The organism is Bordetella genomosp. 9 (assembly GCF_002119725.1).
GTDB lineage: Bacteria > Pseudomonadota > Gammaproteobacteria > Burkholderiales > Burkholderiaceae_B > Bordetella_C.
Genome location: NZ_CP021109.1, coordinates 896,542 through 913,223, shown reverse-complemented (window position 1 = coordinate 913,223; position 16,682 = coordinate 896,542). Strand labels below are relative to the sequence as shown.

Annotated in this window: 19 protein-coding genes; 14 read left to right on the top strand and 5 right to left on the bottom strand. The window is 68.7% G+C overall.

Annotated elements, in window-relative coordinates; genetic code table 11:
• Positions 1–24 precede the first annotated feature (24 nt).
• The 9 genes from CAL13_RS04305 (at position 25) to CAL13_RS04265 (ending at position 7,147) form a co-directional block, all read left to right on the top strand.
• Positions 25–1,008, top strand: coding sequence for a glycosyltransferase family 2 protein (locus tag CAL13_RS04305; protein ID WP_086071623.1), 984 nt, complete (start codon positions 25–27; stop codon positions 1,006–1,008).
• The gene (locus CAL13_RS04300) at positions 1,005–2,132 is read left to right on the top strand and encodes a glycosyltransferase family 9 protein (RefSeq protein WP_086071622.1); all 1,128 of its coding nucleotides are present in this window, start codon (positions 1,005–1,007) and stop codon (positions 2,130–2,132) included. The genes CAL13_RS04305 and CAL13_RS04300 overlap by 4 nt, the downstream gene beginning before the upstream one ends.
• Positions 2,125–3,093, top strand: a complete 969-nt coding sequence (locus CAL13_RS04295; RefSeq protein ID WP_086071621.1) for a glycosyltransferase family 4 protein — start codon at positions 2,125–2,127, stop codon at positions 3,091–3,093. Before CAL13_RS04300 ends, CAL13_RS04295 begins: the two co-directional genes overlap by 8 nt.
• Positions 3,090–4,142 carry a UDP-glucuronic acid decarboxylase family protein gene (locus CAL13_RS04290; protein ID WP_086071620.1) on the top strand — a complete coding sequence of 351 codons (1,053 nt, stop codon included), beginning with the start codon at positions 3,090–3,092 and terminating at the stop codon, positions 4,140–4,142. Before CAL13_RS04295 ends, CAL13_RS04290 begins: the two co-directional genes overlap by 4 nt.
• A gap of 92 nt (positions 4,143–4,234) precedes the next feature.
• A complete protein-coding gene (locus CAL13_RS04285) occupies positions 4,235–4,951 on the top strand; it encodes a PIG-L deacetylase family protein (RefSeq protein WP_157664385.1) in 717 nt (238 codons plus the stop codon).
• Positions 4,948–5,967, top strand: coding sequence for a glycosyltransferase family 2 protein (locus tag CAL13_RS04280; protein WP_086071619.1), 1,020 nt, complete (start codon positions 4,948–4,950; stop codon positions 5,965–5,967). The genes CAL13_RS04285 and CAL13_RS04280 overlap by 4 nt, the downstream gene beginning before the upstream one ends.
• A gap of 121 nt (positions 5,968–6,088) precedes the next feature.
• On the top strand, positions 6,089–6,346 hold the full coding sequence (locus CAL13_RS04275) for a hypothetical protein (RefSeq protein WP_086071618.1): 258 nt from the start codon (positions 6,089–6,091) through the stop codon (positions 6,344–6,346).
• 76 nt (positions 6,347–6,422) lie between these two features.
• The gene (locus tag CAL13_RS04270; RefSeq protein ID WP_086056269.1) at positions 6,423–6,902 is read left to right on the top strand and encodes a hemerythrin domain-containing protein; all 480 of its coding nucleotides are present in this window, start codon (positions 6,423–6,425) and stop codon (positions 6,900–6,902) included.
• A gap of 32 nt (positions 6,903–6,934) precedes the next feature.
• A complete protein-coding gene (locus tag CAL13_RS04265) occupies positions 6,935–7,147 on the top strand; it encodes a hypothetical protein (protein ID WP_086056268.1) in 213 nt (70 codons plus the stop codon).
• Positions 7,148–7,260: 113 nt separating this feature from the next.
• Here the strand turns inward: CAL13_RS04265 and CAL13_RS04260 are convergent, their stop codons facing one another.
• Complete coding sequence (locus tag CAL13_RS04260) at positions 7,261–7,902, bottom strand: DUF4142 domain-containing protein (RefSeq protein WP_157664793.1); 642 nt, start codon at positions 7,900–7,902, stop codon at positions 7,261–7,263.
• A gap of 210 nt (positions 7,903–8,112) precedes the next feature.
• Here CAL13_RS04260 and CAL13_RS04255 point away from each other — a divergent pair, with 210 nt between their 5' ends.
• The gene (locus CAL13_RS04255; RefSeq protein WP_086071616.1) at positions 8,113–8,997 is read left to right on the top strand and encodes a glycosyl transferase; all 885 of its coding nucleotides are present in this window, start codon (positions 8,113–8,115) and stop codon (positions 8,995–8,997) included.
• Positions 8,998–9,004: 7 nt separating this feature from the next.
• On the opposite strand, the gene CAL13_RS04250 is transcribed toward CAL13_RS04255, so the two are convergent.
• Together CAL13_RS04250 and CAL13_RS04245 are read right to left on the bottom strand one after the other, a co-directional pair.
• Positions 9,005–10,720 carry a chloride channel protein gene (locus CAL13_RS04250; RefSeq protein ID WP_086071615.1) on the bottom strand — a complete coding sequence of 572 codons (1,716 nt, stop codon included), beginning with the start codon at positions 10,718–10,720 and terminating at the stop codon, positions 9,005–9,007.
• Positions 10,721–10,738: 18 nt separating this feature from the next.
• On the bottom strand, positions 10,739–11,632 hold the full coding sequence (locus CAL13_RS04245) for a LysR family transcriptional regulator (protein ID WP_086071614.1): 894 nt from the start codon (positions 11,630–11,632) through the stop codon (positions 10,739–10,741).
• Between the two features lie 95 nt (positions 11,633–11,727).
• On the opposite strand from CAL13_RS04245, the gene CAL13_RS04240 reads away from it, so the two are divergent.
• Positions 11,728–12,069, top strand: a complete 342-nt coding sequence (locus tag CAL13_RS04240; protein ID WP_086071613.1) for a 2Fe-2S iron-sulfur cluster-binding protein — start codon at positions 11,728–11,730, stop codon at positions 12,067–12,069.
• 45 nt (positions 12,070–12,114) lie between these two features.
• Here the strand turns inward: CAL13_RS04240 and CAL13_RS04235 are convergent, their stop codons facing one another.
• Positions 12,115–12,330, bottom strand: a complete 216-nt coding sequence (locus tag CAL13_RS04235; protein ID WP_086071612.1) for a hypothetical protein — start codon at positions 12,328–12,330, stop codon at positions 12,115–12,117.
• 321 nt (positions 12,331–12,651) lie between these two features.
• On the opposite strand from CAL13_RS04235, the gene CAL13_RS04230 reads away from it, so the two are divergent.
• Positions 12,652–13,626: a tripartite tricarboxylate transporter substrate binding protein gene (locus CAL13_RS04230; protein WP_086056262.1), complete on the top strand. Its 975-nt coding sequence runs from the start codon at positions 12,652–12,654 to the stop codon at positions 13,624–13,626.
• Positions 13,627–13,630: 4 nt separating this feature from the next.
• Here CAL13_RS04230 and CAL13_RS04225 read toward each other — a convergent pair whose 3' ends face one another.
• The gene (locus CAL13_RS04225; RefSeq protein ID WP_086059237.1) at positions 13,631–14,182 is read right to left on the bottom strand and encodes a hypothetical protein; all 552 of its coding nucleotides are present in this window, start codon (positions 14,180–14,182) and stop codon (positions 13,631–13,633) included.
• A gap of 359 nt (positions 14,183–14,541) precedes the next feature.
• On the opposite strand from CAL13_RS04225, the gene CAL13_RS04220 reads away from it, so the two are divergent.
• Together CAL13_RS04220 and CAL13_RS04215 are read left to right on the top strand one after the other, a co-directional pair.
• Entirely contained in the window at positions 14,542–15,198 is a 657-nt protein-coding gene (locus tag CAL13_RS04220; protein WP_086071611.1) for a DUF2239 family protein, read from the top strand.
• On the top strand, positions 15,195–16,658 hold the full coding sequence (locus CAL13_RS04215) for an NYN domain-containing protein (protein ID WP_086071610.1): 1,464 nt from the start codon (positions 15,195–15,197) through the stop codon (positions 16,656–16,658). The genes CAL13_RS04220 and CAL13_RS04215 overlap by 4 nt, the downstream gene beginning before the upstream one ends.
• The last annotated feature ends 24 nt before the right edge of the window (positions 16,659–16,682 follow it).

Below are 16,682 nucleotides of genomic sequence, written 5' to 3'. Positions count from 1 at the left end.
GCGGCGAAAAGCAAAGGAGCCCCGATGAGCGCAGAAGATTTGCCTCGCATCTCGGTGGTGGTGCCGACCTACCGCCGTCCCGATCTGCTCGAACGCTGCCTGGGCGCGCTGCTGCGCCAGACCCTGCCCGCGCAGGAGTACGAGATCATCGTGTGCGACGACGGCCCGAGCGACGCCGCCCGGGACGTCGTGCGCAGGATGACGCCGGCGGCCGATGGCCCCGCGGTGCATTACCTGCCCGTGACCGGGACGCAGGGGCCCGCAGGCGCCCGCAACGCGGGATGGCGCCACGCGCGCGCGCCGCTGATCGCCTTCACCGACGACGACACCGTGCCCGATGCCGCCTGGCTGGCGGAAGGGCTGGCGGCTTTCACGCCTGGCGTGGACGCCTTGTCCGGCCGTATCGTGATGCCGCTGCCGCCCAATCCCACGGACTACGAACTGGACGCCAGCCGCCTCCAAGACGCCGAATTCGCCACGGCCAATGTTTTCGTGCGCCGGCAGGCGCTGGAGACCGTGGGCGGCTTCGATCCGCGTTTCCAGCTCGCGTGGCGCGAGGATTCGGACCTGCACTTTTCCCTGCTCGAACACGGGATGCGCATCGTCAAGGCGCCGCGGGCCATCGTCGTTCATCCCGTGCGGCCGGCCAGCTTCGGCGCGGGCCTGAGCATGCAGCGCAAGATCGTCTACGACACGCTGCTGTACAAAAAGCATCCGCGGCTCTATCGCGAGCGCATACGGCCGCATCCGCCATGGTTCTATTTGTCGGTCACCGCGCTGCTGATGGCGGCCCTGGCAGCCTTTGCGGCCGGGCAAACGACAGCCGGCGCGATCGCCGGCGCGGCATGGCTGGCCGCGACGCTGTGGTTCTGCGCGCGCCGCTTGAAGGGCACGCGGCGCTCGCTGGACCACATCGCCGAGATGGTGATGACCTCGGCGGCGATTCCGCCGGCGTCGATCTTCTGGCGCGTCGTCGGCTCGCTGCGTTACCGGGCGGGGTTCCCATGACGACGGACGGCCTTTGGCATCCCGCGCCGCGCCGCATTGCGGTGTTCCGGGCCCTGCAACTGGGCGACATGCTTTGCGCGGTGCCGGCGCTGCGCGCCTTGCGCAGGCATTGCCCCGGCGCGCACATCACCCTGATCGGGCTCGAGAGCGCGCGGCCGTTCGTGCAGCGGTTTCATCGGGACATCGACGAGCTGATGCTGTTCCCCGGCATCCCGGCGTTCCCCGAGCAGGCCGCGCGGCCCGGCGATCTGCCGGCCTTCTACCGCGAAGCCCACGCGCGCCGCTTCGATCTCGCCCTGCAAATGCACGGCAGCGGCAGCCTTTCCCTGGCCATCGTGCGCGCGCTGGGGGCGCGCCAGCACGCGGGTTTCGTCCCCGATCCCGCGATGGCGCAGCCGGGACGGCTTTTCCCGTGGCCCGATGATTTGCCGGAACCGCTTCGCTATACGGCATTGATGCGTTTTCTCGGCGTGCCGGTGGACGATGATGCGCTGGACCTGCCCCTGACGGCCGCCGATGCGGCCGAAGCCGACCGCGTCGCGCGCGATTACGGGTTCGATCCGGCCGCCACGGTCTTCGTCCATCCCGGCGCGCGCCTGCGTTCGCGCCGCTGGCCCGCCGAGCGCTTCGGCCGCGTGGCCGCCGCGCTGGCGAGCCAGGGCTGGCGCATTGCCGTGACCGGCAGCGCCGCGGAACGCGAACTCACCGCGGGCGTTGCCGCGGCCGCCGGCGGCGCGGCCATCGACCTGGCGGACCGCACGTCGCTGGGCGGCCTGGCGGCGCTGCTGGCGCGCGCCCCCCTGATCGTCTGCAACGATACGGGCGTCTCGCACATCGCGGCGGCCGTCGGTACGCGCAGCGTCGTGGTCGCCTGCGGCAGCGACACGCGCCGCTGGGCGCCTCTGGACCGCGCGCGCCATACCGTCCTGGCCGATTACCCGCCCTGCCGGCCCTGCGCCCACGAGTCCTGTCCGATCGGCCATCCCTGCGCGCTGAACGTTTCGGTGGAGCAGGTCCTGCGGGCGGCGCAGCGTCAGCTTGGCCGCCGCGCCGCCGCGAGCCCGGCCTTGGACTGGCCCGCCTCGCACGTCACCCTTCCGCAAGGAGTCGCCGACCATGTCTAGCAACAGTGCCCGCCGCAAGCTGCGCATTCTGACGTGGCACGTTCATGGCAATTACCTGTACGCGCTGACGCGCGTGCCGCACGAATTCATCATCCCCGTGCGCGAGGGCAACCCGCCCGGCTATGGCGCGCTGGGCAACCGTATCCCGTGGGGACCGAACGTGCGGGAAGCGCCGGCCGACACACTGCGCGATCAGGACTTCGACTGCATCGTGTACCAGTCGCGCGCCACCTATGAGGAACGCGAGACGCTGCTGTCGGCGCGCCAGCTGGCCCTGCCCAGCGTGTACATCGAACACGACCCGCCGCTGCCCCACCCGACCGACACCCGCCACTGGTTCCGCCACGAACGTGGCATCGTGGTTCACGTGACGCATTACAACCGCGCCGCCTGGGACAACGGGGCGACGCGCACCGCGGTGATCGAACACGGGGTGCCCGCGCCGTCCCGCATCTGCGTTGACGGCGGCATGCCCAAGGGCATCGTCGTGCTGAACCACCTGCGGCGCCGCGGCCGCCGCATGGGCGCCGATCTGTTCCTGCAGGCGCGCGAGCGCGTGCCCCTGGACCTGATCGGAATGGACGCCGAATCGCTGGGTGGCCTGGGCGAAATCCCCAACATGGAAGTGGGGAACTTCGTCTCGCGCTACCGCTTCTTTTTCAGCCCCATCCGCTACACCAGCCTGGGCCTGGCCCTGATCGAAGCCATGATGGCCGGCGTGCCGGTGGTGGGCTTTGCCGCGACCGAGCTGGCGCGCGTCATCGTCAACGGGCGCAACGGCTACATCGATACCGATCCGGATCGGTTGATCGCGGTGATGCAGGAACTGATCGCGGACCCCGGGCTCGCTGCGGCATGGGGCGCCGAGGCGCGCAAGACCGCGTTGGAACGCTATGGCATGGACCGCTTCATTGCGGATTGGCAGGCGCTGTTTTCCAGGCTGATGGGAGACCAAGAATGACCCAAGCATTTCCTCGACCCTTGCGCGTGCTCGTGACGGGCGGCGCCGGATTCATCGGCTCGCACCTGTGCAAGCGGCTGCTGGACAAAGGCCATACCGTGATCTGCCTGGACAACTTCTATACCGGGCAGGTGCAGCACGTCGAGCCGCTGCAGGCGCATCCGCGATTCACGCTCGTCACCCATGACGTGGTGGATTCGTTCCACGCGGAGGTGGACCGCATCTACAACCTGGCCTGCCCCGCCTCGCCCATCCACTATCAGACGCAGCCGGTGCACACCCTGCGCACCTGCGTGGTGGGCGCGCTGAACATGCTGGAGCTTGCGCGCAAGACCGGCGCGCGCATCCTGCAGGCGTCCACCAGCGAGGTCTATGGCGATCCGCAAGTGCATCCTCAGCGCGAAAGCTACTGGGGCCATGTCAACCCCATCGGCATCCGGGCCTGCTACGACGAGGGCAAGCGATGCGCCGAGACGCTGTTCAATGACTACGCGCGCATGTATGGCGTGAAGATCAAGGTTGCGCGCATCTTCAACACCTATGGGCCGAATATGGCGCCCGACGACGGCCGCGTGGTTTCGAACTTCATCCTGCAGGCGCTGCAGGGCAAGCCCATCACCATCTACGGCGACGGTACGCAAACCCGCGCCTTCTGCTATGTGGACGATATGGTCGATGCGCTGGAACGGCTGATGGAAAGCCCGGAGGATTTCACCGGACCGGTGAACCTGGGCAACCCGGAAGAGCTGACGGTGCTGGAGATCGCGCAGCGCATCCAGCGGCTTGCCGGCACCGACGTCCCCATGGAATTCAAGCCGCTGCCCGCCGACGACCCTACGCAGCGGTGTCCGGACATCAGCCTGGCCGCGCGTGAACTGGGCTGGGCGCCGTGCGTGCCGGTGGACGAAGGACTGCGCCACACTATCCGTTACTTCCGCCGGCTGGCCGAGGCCCACCCTCGAAACGCCTCGCGCTTTCCGCTCAAGGGCGCGGCGCCGGCGGACCGGGCGGAAGCCCCGCCCACGGAGCGCGTGGGCGCCGCCCCTTGAATCGAGCGATATCGCGGATGCGCTGGAAGGATGCTTGCTGAGGTTTTGAGGACGCCGGGGGCGCGGTGACGCCCAGCGGCGGGGAGGCAGAGGTGAAGTGCATCGATGAACCCGGGAATATCGCGGCCGTCTCGCCGCATCTGGACGACGCGGTCGCCGGATGCGGGGCGCTGCTGGCCGCCTATCCGGGCAGCACGGTCATCACCGTGTTCGCGGGCGTGCCCGAAGCATCGGTGCCCGTCACCGAATGGGACCGGCGCTGCGGGTTTCCGGACGGCCTGGCGGCGATGCGGCATCGGCTGACGGAGGACGACAAGGCGCTGCACCTGCTCAAGGCGCGTCCGGTCCGGCTGCCCTTTCTGGACGACCAGTACGTGCGGGCGACCAACCGGGCGAACCCCAAGGTCGAGAAGATCGCGGCCGCGCTGGCCGGCGTGCTGGACAAGGCGCAGGCGCGCACCGTCCTGTTTCCCATCGGGCTCTTCCACGGCGACCATCTGCTCACATCGGATGCGGCGCTCAGCCTGTTCCGCGACACGCCGGAGCGCAACTGGATCGCCTACGAAGATGCCTTGTATCGCACCAAGCCGGGCCTGCTGCACGCGCGGCTGGTGCAGTTCTATACGCGCGGCATCAGCCTGACCCCGGTCGTCTTCGGCGCGCAGCCCAATGTGCACCGCAAGGCCTCGGCGGTGGCCGCCTACGCCAGCCAGTTGCCGGAGCTGGGCGTGAAGAAAGGCGAAGGCGACGCGGCGGCCCCCGAACGATTCTGGCTGCTGCGCGAGTCCGTCAAACAGGAGCCGGCATGAAGCCGCATGGCTTGGAAGACGCCGCCGTCCCGCCGCGGGTTTCGGTGGTGGTGCTCACCTACAACCGCCGCGAAGAGCTCATCCGCAATCTGCGGCGCCTGGCCGCCAACGCGCCCGGCACGCCGATCATCGTGGTGGATAACGGCTCGCGCGACGGCACGGCCGGCGCCGTCGCCGCCGCCTTTCCGGCCGTGCGCGTGGTGTGCGCGCCAGGCAACCTGGGCGCGGCCGGCCGCAACCTTGGCGTGGCCGCCGCGGAAACGCCCTACGTCGCGTTCTGCGACGACGACACGTGCTGGGAACCCGGCGCGCTGGATGAGGCGGCGCGCCTGCTGGACGCCGCCCCACGCGCGGCCCTGATCAATGCCTGCGTGCGCGTCGGCCCCGACGGCCGGACGGACCCGACATGCGAAATCATGGCGCGCAGCCCCCTGGGTCCGGGGCCGGAAGGCACCATGCGCCTGCTGGGTTTCATGGCCGGCGCGTGCGTCTTCCGGCGCGATGCCTTCCTGGCCGCCGGCGGCTACGAGCCGCGCTTTTTCATTGGCGGCGAGGAGACGCTGCTGGCGCTGGATCTGGCGGCGGCGGGCTGGGACATGCTTTACGCCGGCCACATCCACACCTGGCACTGGCCATCGCCGCAGCGCGACCGGCCGGGACGGGTGCGTCTGCTCGGCCGCAACGCCATCTGGGCGGCCTGGCTCCGATTGCCCTTGCGAGCAGCGGCGCGCGAGACGCTGGCCGTGCTCGATGCCGCGCGGCGCCAGGGCGCGGCATGGCGCGTGGCCATGGATGCCCTTGCCGGGGCCCGATGGGTATGGCGAAACCGCCGGCCCATCCCGGCGGAAACCGAGGCGCAACGCCTGCTGGTCGCGCGGGGACCGGCCGCGACCGGCGCGCCGCCTTCAATGGGGGCACACGCCGAACCGCCCAGCGGGCAGGCGGCGGCGGGCAATGCCGCCGTCCCCGGCGCGCCGCTGATGATGGGCACACAGGGAGACCATACTCATCCTTGATGCGCAGAAGTTGCACAGGTCAGGTCGGCCGGCATGGGCACATTCCGTGCGGGACACCGGCATCGGGCGGGCCGCCCTCGCCCGCGCCATGGATATTCCGATATCGCAACAGGAGACCGTCATGACGGAAGACCGCAAATCCAATCGGCAGGCCCCCACGGATCACAGCGGCGATCCGCAGGCGCACGCCACCCTGCGCCCCGACACGGGCCCCAGGGAAGACCAGCCGGAGCGGACGATGGGCAACCACCCCGCCGATCCTCAGTCGGTGAACGCCAAGACGTTCCCGCCGGGCGTCGATCCCAAGGACGTCATGGACCCCGGCCGGCAGACGCCTGGGGCGGCGCCCGTGGAGAACCGCTCCGGTAGCAAAAAGTAATGCCTGGCCAGGCACGCCGCTTGCTCCTGTCCCGCGCCGCGACCTTGCGGCAAGACCCGTGGACAAGGAGAACAGTATGAATAAGGCGGATATCCCCCTCGCGCAGCGCGACGCCCTGTCGATGATGTTGGACGATCACCGCAAGGTGAAGCAGCTCTTCAAGGATTTCGGGAAGGCAGCCGACCCGGAGATCCGCGAGGCCATCGCGCACGAGGCCTGCCTGACGCTGACGGTTATCGCCCAGATCGAGGAGGAGATCTTCTATCCCTTTCTGCGCGCCCAGAACCCCGTGGCTTTCGGGCGCCTGCTGGACCGGGCCATCGTCGAACACGGCTGCGCGCGCAACCTCATCGCGCAGATCCAGGGAATGACCACCGACGATCCGTTGTTTCACGCGCGCGTAACCGTCCTGGGCCAGTACATCAGCCACCACATCGAGGAAGAGGAAGGTGAGCTCTTCCCCAAACTGATCGTGCTGAACGTGGATTTGCGCAACGTGGGCAGGCAGATGTTGCAACGCAAAGAAGAGATTACGGTGGAAGCGCATTTGGTGTGACACGCCGGTTATCCGGCGAGGCGTGGAACGCGATGAAGATACTGACAAAGGAAACCCCCGGCTCCCGGGCGACGCTCTGGCTGGCGCCAGCGACCCAAGGGGGATTCCGCTGGGAAGTGGAAGTCGTCGACACGGGCAAGACGACGGTGCCGCAGGTCATCCAATCCCAATTCGTGTTCCGCACGCCGACAGACGCCGCGCTGGACGGCATCCGCGCGCTCGAAGCGCTGGCGGTGCCGCCGTGAGTATCCGCAGGACAGGCCGGCAGGCCGGCAGTGAAACGCGCGCCCAGGTGGCGCGCTTTCTTTTGCCCTGGGGCGGTGGCGACGGTCCCCCCGCCAAGCGCCTGGCGCTGCGCCTACCGCTCGGGCGCCGGCGCGGCCCCCTTGTCGCCGGGCAGCAGGCTGGGCGGCGCCTGGCGCGATGCGGGGGACACGCCGCCAGCGGGTCCGGCGTTTTCGCCGGGGCTCGCCTTGCCGCTGGCCGACAGGCTTTTGCGCAATGCCATCCCCGCCTCCCAATGCGCCTTCAGGACGGGCAGCGTCTGCTGGGCGAATGCCTTGACCTCCGGGTCCTTGGCATGCTCTGCAGCGTCCACGAATTCCTGCACCGCCTCTTTGTGAGCGGCCACCGCCACCTTGTCGACATAGTCCTCGTCCAGGCGGGTGCCGGTTTCGGCGCGCAGCGTTTTCAAGCTGCGCGATTCGCCCGCCGGAAGATCCGTCGGCAAGGTCACGCCCTTGGCGGCCGCCAGGGCCTTCAGCTCGCGCGAGACATTTCCATGATCCTGGATCATCATGTCCGCATAGCGCTTCACGTCGTCATGCTCCGCGTTGCGCGCCGCCCACTCGCTTGCTTGCGTTTCGAAGGTATTGACCTGTGCGGCGTGCTCGATGAAACGCTGATCGCTCGTCGTCAGTTCGGCGCCGTGAGCGACGGCTGCGACCGCCGTGGCGGTGAAAAGGAAAAATGACAATGCGGCGCGCTTACAGTGTTCCATCGAACTCTCCTTTCCGACCGGGGGTCCGGTCCAATCACGTCGAACGGGCCGCCGCAACCCCTGTGCCCATCCGCCAGGGGCCGGATCGGGCGCCGGTGCCCGGCCCGCCGCGTACCGTTGAACCGGCGCCCGCGCGGCTCGCAACGGCGCCCGGAGTACCGCCACAAAAATCGTTTGCGCGTCGTCGGCGCAACCGAAACGGAGATGACCATGCAAGACACCGTGCAGTTGTTCGTCGGGTGCGATCCCAATAACGGGGATCTCGAGCAGATGATGGTGCTGGACTACAGCGTACGGAAACATGCCTCGCTGCCAGTCCGGATTCATTGGATGCGGCTGACGCGGCGCACGGACAGCCCTTGGCACTGCGACCCGTCCAGACGCAGCGGGTGGCGGACCGAAACCTGGTCCACGCCTTTTTCGGCGCTGCGCTGGAGCCTGCCGGCGTGCTGCAATTACGAAGGACGCGCGCTGTATATGGATGCCGATATGCTGGTGCTCGATGACATCGCACCGATATGGCGGATGCCGCTGGAAAACGATGCCGTGATGGCCGCGCGGCGGGACGGCGATGGGTGGCTTTACTGCGTCACGCTTTGGGACTGCGCCCGGGCGCGGCGCCATTTGCCCGACCTGGCTGCCATGCAGCGCGATCCAGATACGCATGGCAAGCTGAAGCGCTTCTTCGCCCGCCGGCCGGATCTGATCCAGCCGCTGGACGCGCGATACAACTGCATCGACGGTGAAGACTTGCCGGCCGAGGCCATCGGCATCCTGCATTATTCCGACATGAGCACGCAGTTCTCCCACCGCTATGCCATGCGCCGGCGGCTGGCCGAAGGCGGCGCACATTGGTATGACGGCCCCGTCCGGCCCCACCCCCGCGAGGATCTTCGCGACCTTTTCGACCGCTACTACCAGGAAGCTGTGGCTGCCGGCCACCGCCCGGACGATTACCGCGCGGACCCGCCTTTCGGCGCCCTGCCGAAAGAAACGCAGCAGGACTATCGCGGCAACGTGCGCCGGCGCCGGCGCGGATGGTGGCAAGGTCTGGCTCGCCGCCTGGATGCCTTGCGCGATACCGCCGTACGCTGATGCCCGTTCACGCGAACAGCTGGCGGGCCTGCTTCAGCAATTCGCTTTTCTGCAGTATCCCCACCACGCGCCGCTGCGTCGGATCGCTCAGCACCGGGGTGCGTTCGGCAGGAGATTCCACCACCGTCTGCCACACGTCGAGCAGCCGCTGGCTGGCATAGACCACCGGAAAGTCGGCATCGGCCATCTCACGCAGCGCCGCGCGTCCGCCTTCGCCGGCGTTGACGCGCGCCATCAGGTCATTGGTCCAGACCGCGCCGGCAAAGCGCTGGGCGTCGTCCACCAGGAAGACGAAACGGTTCTTTTGCTTCAAGCCCACCTGCAGGGCGGCCTGCAGCGTACCTGACGCGGGCGCCAGCAGGCCGGGCGGCCGCATCACGGCGCCGGCCGTCGCGTCGGCCAGCCGGCTGCGGCCCTCATAGCGCGCGCGGTGGCGGGCGATGACTTCGTAGGCGCCCGCCTGGCCGAACAACATGGACGCCGCATACGCGCCTACCGTGGCGATCATCAGCGGAAACACGAAAGACGGCTCCTGCGTCATCTCGAAGACCATCAAGGTGGACATCAAAGGCGCTTGCGTGGTGGCCGCCAGCGCCGCCGCCATGCCCAGCACGCCGAACAGCACGGCGCTGTCCTGCAGCCCGAACGCGTGCGCGGCAAACGGCGCGCAAACCGTCCCGGTCAGCGCCCCGATGAGCAAGGAAGGCGTGAACAGGCCGCCGATCGCGCCGGAGCCCACCGTGGCGGCCGTCGCCAGGATTTTCAAACCCAGCAAGAGCAGCAGCGGCGTGGCCAGGGTATCGCCGTCCAGCAGTCGGGCGATTGGTTCGAACCCGTTGCCCGTCACGTCCGGCGCGATAAGCGTGATCACGCCCACGATGAGGCCGCCCAGGCTCATGCGCACGACCAGCGAACGATGCACGCGCGCGAACCACGTCCGGGCGCGCCGGGTGCACCACAGGAACACCGAGCCGACCGCCCCGGCAAGCAGACCCAGGGCCGCAACGGCCAGTACGCCGGGGCCCGTGACGTCGAACGCGTACGAAGGCAGCGCGTACAGGGGCGTGAAGTGTCCCATCGCGCTGGTGATCCAGGTGGACGCCACCGCGGCCGTGAACAGATAGCCGATGCGCCGCATCTCGATGCCGCCGAAGGCGATCTCCGCAATGAAAATGGCGGCCGCCAGCGGCGTGTGATAGACCGCCGCCAGGCCGCCGGTTGCGGCCATGGCCACCGCCAGCCGGAAGTCTTCGCCACGCAGGCGGGGGAGGCGCGCACAGACGGCGGAACCCGCCGTGGCGGAAAGCTGCACCATGGCGCCTTCCTTGCCGATGGACCCGCCGGAGACGATGGAGAAGAACGAGGACGCGCAGCGCAGCAGCGACGGCACGATGGGAACGGCCGGCATCTTGCCGTCGATGGTTTCCAGGTATTCGGACACCATGCCGGTTTGCTGCTCACGCCGCTGGGCGCGCGCGAGCAGCAGGGCGGCCAGCGCGCCGCCGACGGTCGGACATGCGATGCGGATATACCAGGGCAGTCCGGCAAACAGCCGCGTGATGTCGTCCGCCGTCCCGAACAGCGCCGCGGACGCGTGATCCAGCCCCCAGCGGAACCCATGGGCGGCCAGCGAACCCAGGACGCCCACCATTGCCGCCACGGCCATGCCGCGCAGATAGTCGCCCACGGATCGGTGCTCCCGCGCGGTTTTGCGCCCCTGCATATCCGCCTCCCCTTTTTCTTACCGGCGGTTCTTGAGGACCGCGCGGAACGCTTTCATCATGGGCGACCACACGGCCTGCCGCCGGCTCAGCAGTGAGATGTCGCGGGTCAGCGGCAAGGCCGCGTCCACGGATAGCGCGGCCACGCCCGCATCGGGCGTGTCGTCCAGCAATTCCGCCGGCGCCACGGTCAGCAGATCCGTGCCCGCCACGAGCTTCAGCGCCCCGGCCGACACGAAGTCCACCTCGAGCACCGCCCTCGGCAAGGGCTGGTTTTCACGGGCGAAAAAGGCGTCCAGACGCTGGCGCGCGACCGACGTCCGCTTGGGCAGCACCCACCGTTGCGCCGCCAGGTCCGCCAACGCAAGGCCCGGGCGCCCGGCCAGCGGGTTGCGGCGGCCGGCAACCAGTTTCAAAACGTCGTGGCCCACGGCTTCCTGACGCAGCACGCCGCCGCGGCCGTCGGACGGCGCCACCGCCAGGTCCAGATCGCCTTGCTGCACCAAGTCGGGCAGTTCATCGGACAACCCAAGGGTCAGCGCGACCTGCAGGCCGGGTTGCGCCGGCAGCAGCGTCTGCAGCGCCGGCATGACGACCGTATCCATGGTGGCCGCCGTCGCGCCAAGCCGCAACATTCCGCCCTTGCCGGCCCGCAGGCTTTCGGCGTGCCGCAGCGCGTCCTCGTATTGGTTGACGACCTTGCGGGCGTGCTCGGCGAAGGCCAGTCCCGCGGACGTCGGCCGCAGCGTGCGGTTGGCGCGGTCGAACAACGCCAGTCCGGTTTCATCTTCCAGGCGCTTGAGCGATTTGGACAGCGCCGGCTGGGTGACGTCGCAAGCGGACGCGGCCCGGCCCAGGTGGCCGTGCGTCACGGCGGCCAGGAAGTACGAAAGCTCACGCAGCGAAAAATCCATAACGCCGGCTGTCCATGAATTCCGGTTATCGAAAAGATAACCTGCAGGAATGCCAGTGTAGATCAGGCGAGCGCGGATTTCACTAGAATGCCGCGATGACAGGCGCAAGCGGCCGCTACACGGTCACCCTAATCCCTTCCGAATGGCGTTTCGATGCCGACGCCGGCGACACCTTGCTCGCCGCTGCGACACGCGCGGACATCCGTATGCCGAGCTCATGCCGCAACGGCACATGCCGCGCCTGCATGTGTTATCTGGTCGAGGGAGAAGTCGCCTATCCCGGCGGACGGCCGGGCCTGACTTCGGAGGAAATGGAGGAAGGCTGGATCCTTCCCTGCGTGGGACGGGCCCGCAGCGATCTGCGCATCGACGTGCCGGACGCCGAGGCAGCGCAGAAAACGCCGCCAACGCCCATCATGGTGGGCCCGCGGCGTTGACCCGGGCGCAAGCGCCCGGCCACTCCGCGGGCGACACTTGGATGCCTATCCCGCCGCGATGCGGTAATGGCTTTCGTCGAACTTCACCTTGGCGGCGTCGGGTGCGCTGTCATCTTCCTGAACGGAATGCGCGGCTTCCCGCGCCAACGCCCTGGGCAGCGCGCGAGCGGGCTCGGCGGTCATGCCCACAGGCATCGCCGGGTTCGGCACGCCAAGCAGTGTCAGCTCGGCGCCGATCAATCCTTTGAACAGCTCATTCATCGGGAACTCCTTCTTCCGGGCCGATATGACGGCCTCCATGAATCGACCGCACCCGCGCGGCAAGGTTCCCCTGCGCGGCTGATCGGCATGCAGTCACGGCAGCGTGCGCGCGGCGCCCTTAGCCGCTAGACTAGGCCTGAAGTCCCGGGGTTGCAGCGGGGGGCCGATCGCCCCGTTCCGTCAATGCACCGGTCTTGCATGCGCGGCGGCGGGCCTGCCCGTCTGTCCGCGTCAGGCGGCGCGGCAATCGCGGTCCGGCTGTAGACACGCGGGTCTCCGCTTCGCCTCCAGAACGATTCGTACAACGAACGGAGGAGACCCATGAAAACAATGCTGAAATCGGCCATCGCCGCGCTATCCCTGTGCGCAGCGGCCGCCTGCCTGGCGCAGGACAACTGGCCCGCCAAACCCATCACGATGATCGTGCCCTTCCCGCCGGGCGGCGTGGCCGACACGGTGGCGCGGCCGGTGGCGGATGCCATGAGCCGATACCTGAAGCAATCGGTGGTGGTGGAAAACCGCGCGGGTGCAGGCGGCGGCGTCGGCATGGGCGCCGTGGCGCGCGCCGAACCCGACGGCTACACGGTACTGATGGCGCTTTCGTCGATTTCCATCATCCCCGAGGCCGACCGCATCCTGGGACGGTCGCCGATGTACCGCCTGGACCAGTTCAAGCCCATCGCACGATTCACCGCGGACCCCACGGTGCTGGTGGTTCGCTCGGACAGTCCGTGGCAAACGGCGCGGCAATTCATCGACGACCTGCGCCGGCCTGATGCGCAGCCCGTCAGCTATGGTTCCTCCGGAAACTACGGGACGATGCACGTTCCGATGGAGATGCTGCGCAGCGCCTCGGGGATTCACGTCCTGCACGTGCCCTATGGCGGCGCGGGCCCGGCGATCGTGGCCTTGCTGGGCGGCCAGGTGCAGGCGGTGTCCACCGGTCCCGCGTCGGTGCTGCAATACATCCAGGCCGGGCGGGTGCGCCCGCTGGCGACGTGGGGGGAAAGCAGGCTGGCGGCGCTGCCCGACACGCCGACCCTGAAGGAACTGGGCTACGACGTGACCTTCGCGCAGTGGTCGGGTTTGTTCGTGCCGGCCGCGACGCCCGCGCCCGTGGTGCAGAAGCTGCGCGCCGCGGCCGCCGCGGCGGCGAAGGATTCCAAGGTGCGCGACACCATCCAGCAGGCAGGCAGTCCGATCCTTTATATGGATGCGCCGGAGTTCCAGCAATACTGGGATGCGGACGCGGCCAAGATGACGGATGCCGTGCGCAAGATCGGCAAGGTCGAATGAAGGGTCAGCTTACGGAATAGCCGCGCCCCGTCATGCAGGCGCTCATCGCGCGGTTGTACGCGTCGACCATCACGTTGTTGGTCCATTCGTTCGGATGCGCGGGGTCGTAGCCGCTTTGGTTCATGGCCCAACCCTGGCATTCGTTGCGGTCTCGGCTTTGCTGCGCCTGGCTCTGGCCGCGCGCGGGATAGGCAATGAGATTGCCGGTGGCGGGCGGCGCGGTATAAGCCGCCGCGGCGGGCGGCGCCGTGTACGCGACAGGCGGCGGGACGTAGACCGGCGCGGGCGCATACACGGGCGCCGGCGTGTACACGACTGGCGGCGCGGCGTAGACCGGCGCGGTGTAGACCGGCGCCGTGTAGACGACGGAAGGCCGCGAATTCAGGGCGATGATGGCGCCGGTGGTGCCCAGGGCCAGCGCGCCGCCGACCCACCAGCCCGAGCCGCCATGCCAGCCGCGGTGGTAATAGCGGTGCGCCATCGCGGGCGTGGAAACGGCCGCGGCCATGGCCAGCGCCACGGCGGCGGCGGCCGCTTTTACAGTGAAAATCTTCATGTTCATGCTCCAACCCCTGCAGCGCCGCGCTGCCGGGCGTCGTTCGATACTGTACTCATTTGACCGCTCCCGCGCCGTCGCAATTCCTTCGGGCCATGCTACGGCGGTTTCAGGACGTTTCCGAGGCATCGAACCCGGACTTGCGCGACGCGGCAGGTCCTCTTGCCTGATATTTTAATCCGGGTAAAATTACTGCCTTGCCGCTTCGCAACGGTCAGGCCCGCTCGTGCGGCCCGCCCCGCCGGCAGGCGACGACTTGCCAAGCCTGCCGGCGGCAGCCTGCACCCAGTCGTCCTTGTCCTGGCAAGGCAGCCGCCCGCCCGTCTTTCTGTCACTTCTCCCCATCACTTATCGAAGCCATGCCGATTACTGTCCAGACCCCCTGCACCGCCTTCGCAGGCCATCGCAAGCTTGCCGCCGGTTCGCTCGCAGATGTCGCCCTGGCGGTGAAGGCCGCGATCGAGCGGGACCCGTCGCCGGCCGGCGCCAGCGTCCTGACATTCGACGACGCCACCGGCCGCCTCATCGATATCGACACCCGTGGCAGCGGCGGCGACGTGCTGGCGCGGCTGGCGCAGGCGTACGCCGGACCTGGAAGCGACACCACCGTTCATGCGCCTTCGACTCACGGCGAACCGCGGTCCGCCACGCCGCGTGGACGCGGGCGGCCCCGGCTCGGCGTGGTGGCGCGCGAAGTGACCCTGCTGCCCCGCCATTGGGAGTGGCTGAACGAACAACCCGGCGGCGCGTCGGTCGCGCTGCGCAAACTGGTCGAGGCCGCCATGCGGGATCGGCGCACCGGGGAACGCGCGATGCGCGAGGCCGCCTACCGCTTCATGTCGGCCATGGCCGGCGATATGCCGGGCTTCGAGGAAGCCGCGCGCGCCCTGTTCGCCGGCGATGCCCAGACCATGGTCCAATGCATGGCGGCGTGGCCTGAGGATGTCCGCGACCATGCGCTGCGCCTCGCCTTCGGCGCGGCGGCGGACTTCGGCCCGGCCAAGGAGATTCAATGATTGCTTCCCACGACAACGTGAGCATGGCGCTGTTCTGCGACTTCGAAAACGTCGCATTGGGCGTGCGCGATGCCAATTACGAAAAATTCGATATCCGGCTGGTCCTGGAGCGGCTGCTGCTGAAAGGCAGCATCGTGATCAAGAAAGCGTATTGCGACTGGGACCGCTACAAGGCTTTCAAGGCGCCGATGCACGAGGCCAATTTCGAGCTGATCGAAATCCCCCACGTGCGGCAGTCCGGCAAGAACTCGGCGGACATCCGCCTGGTGGTCGATGCGCTGGACCTTTGCTATGCCAAGTCCCATCTCGACACCTTCGTCATCATCAGCGGCGACTCGGACTTCTCGCCCCTGGTGTCGAAGCTGCGCGAAAACGCCAAGCACGTCATCGGCGTGGGCGTGAAGCAGTCGACTTCCGATCTGCTCATCGCCAATTGCGACGAGTTCATTTTCTACGACGATCTGGTGCGCGAAAGCGCCCGGTCTTCGTCGCGGCGGGCCACGCGGGCCTCGTCCGCAACCGCGCGGCGCGCAAGCGGAGACGACCGCCGCCGCCGCGAGGACGAAGCGCGCAAGGAAGACGAGGCGCGCAAGGACGACATCGAAACGCGGCGGGCGCAAGGCATCGACATCGCGGTGGAAACCTTCGAGGCCCTGGTGGCCGAGCGCGGCGACAGCGGCAAGATCTGGGCGTCGGCGCTGAAAGACGCGATCAAGCGCCGCCGGCCGGACTTCAACGAGTCGTACTACGGCTTCCGGGCCTTCGGCAGTCTGCTGGACGAAGCGCAGGCGCGCGGGCTGTTGCAGGTGGGGCGCGATGAAAAGTCCGGCACGTATCTGTACTGGTCGCACACCGGCGCGGCCTCGCAGGCGTCCGGCGCCGATACGCAGGGCAATGCGCGCGAGGCAGGCGAAGCCGCGGAACCTGCGCTGACGGCGGCGGACGCCATCGAGCAGGCGGCGCCGGCCGCGCCGCCGTCGAAACCGAAGCGCCCGGCGCGTCGCCGCGCACGGAGCGCGAACGAGAACGCGGCCATGGCCGGCAGCGCGAATGGCGCGGACGAGGCGAATGGCGCGGACCAGGCGAATGCCGGCGAGCCCTTTGCCGCGCCGGCCGATGACGGCGCATCGGCGGGCGATACCGGCGAAGCGGCGTTGCGGTCCAACGCCGGCGAAGCGGCTGCGCCCACGCAGTCCGTGCCGGCGCGCCGCCCGCGCGGCCGCGCGGCAAAGGCCCCTGCTTCGCCTGCCGAAGCGCCGCTGCCGGCGGCCGCGCCGGATACGCCGTTGGCCAGCCCGGCGGTCATGGCGCAGGAAGCGCAGACCGGCCAGGGCGAGGGCAAGGGCCAGGGCGAGGGCGAGGGCGCCGCCGACAACGAGGCGCCGCGCAAGCGCGCGCGCCAGTCGCCAGCCCGCGCACGGCGCCCGCGCAAAACGGCAGCCCGTGTCACTGAAACCTGAGCTAGACTGCCCATGGTCCATCCG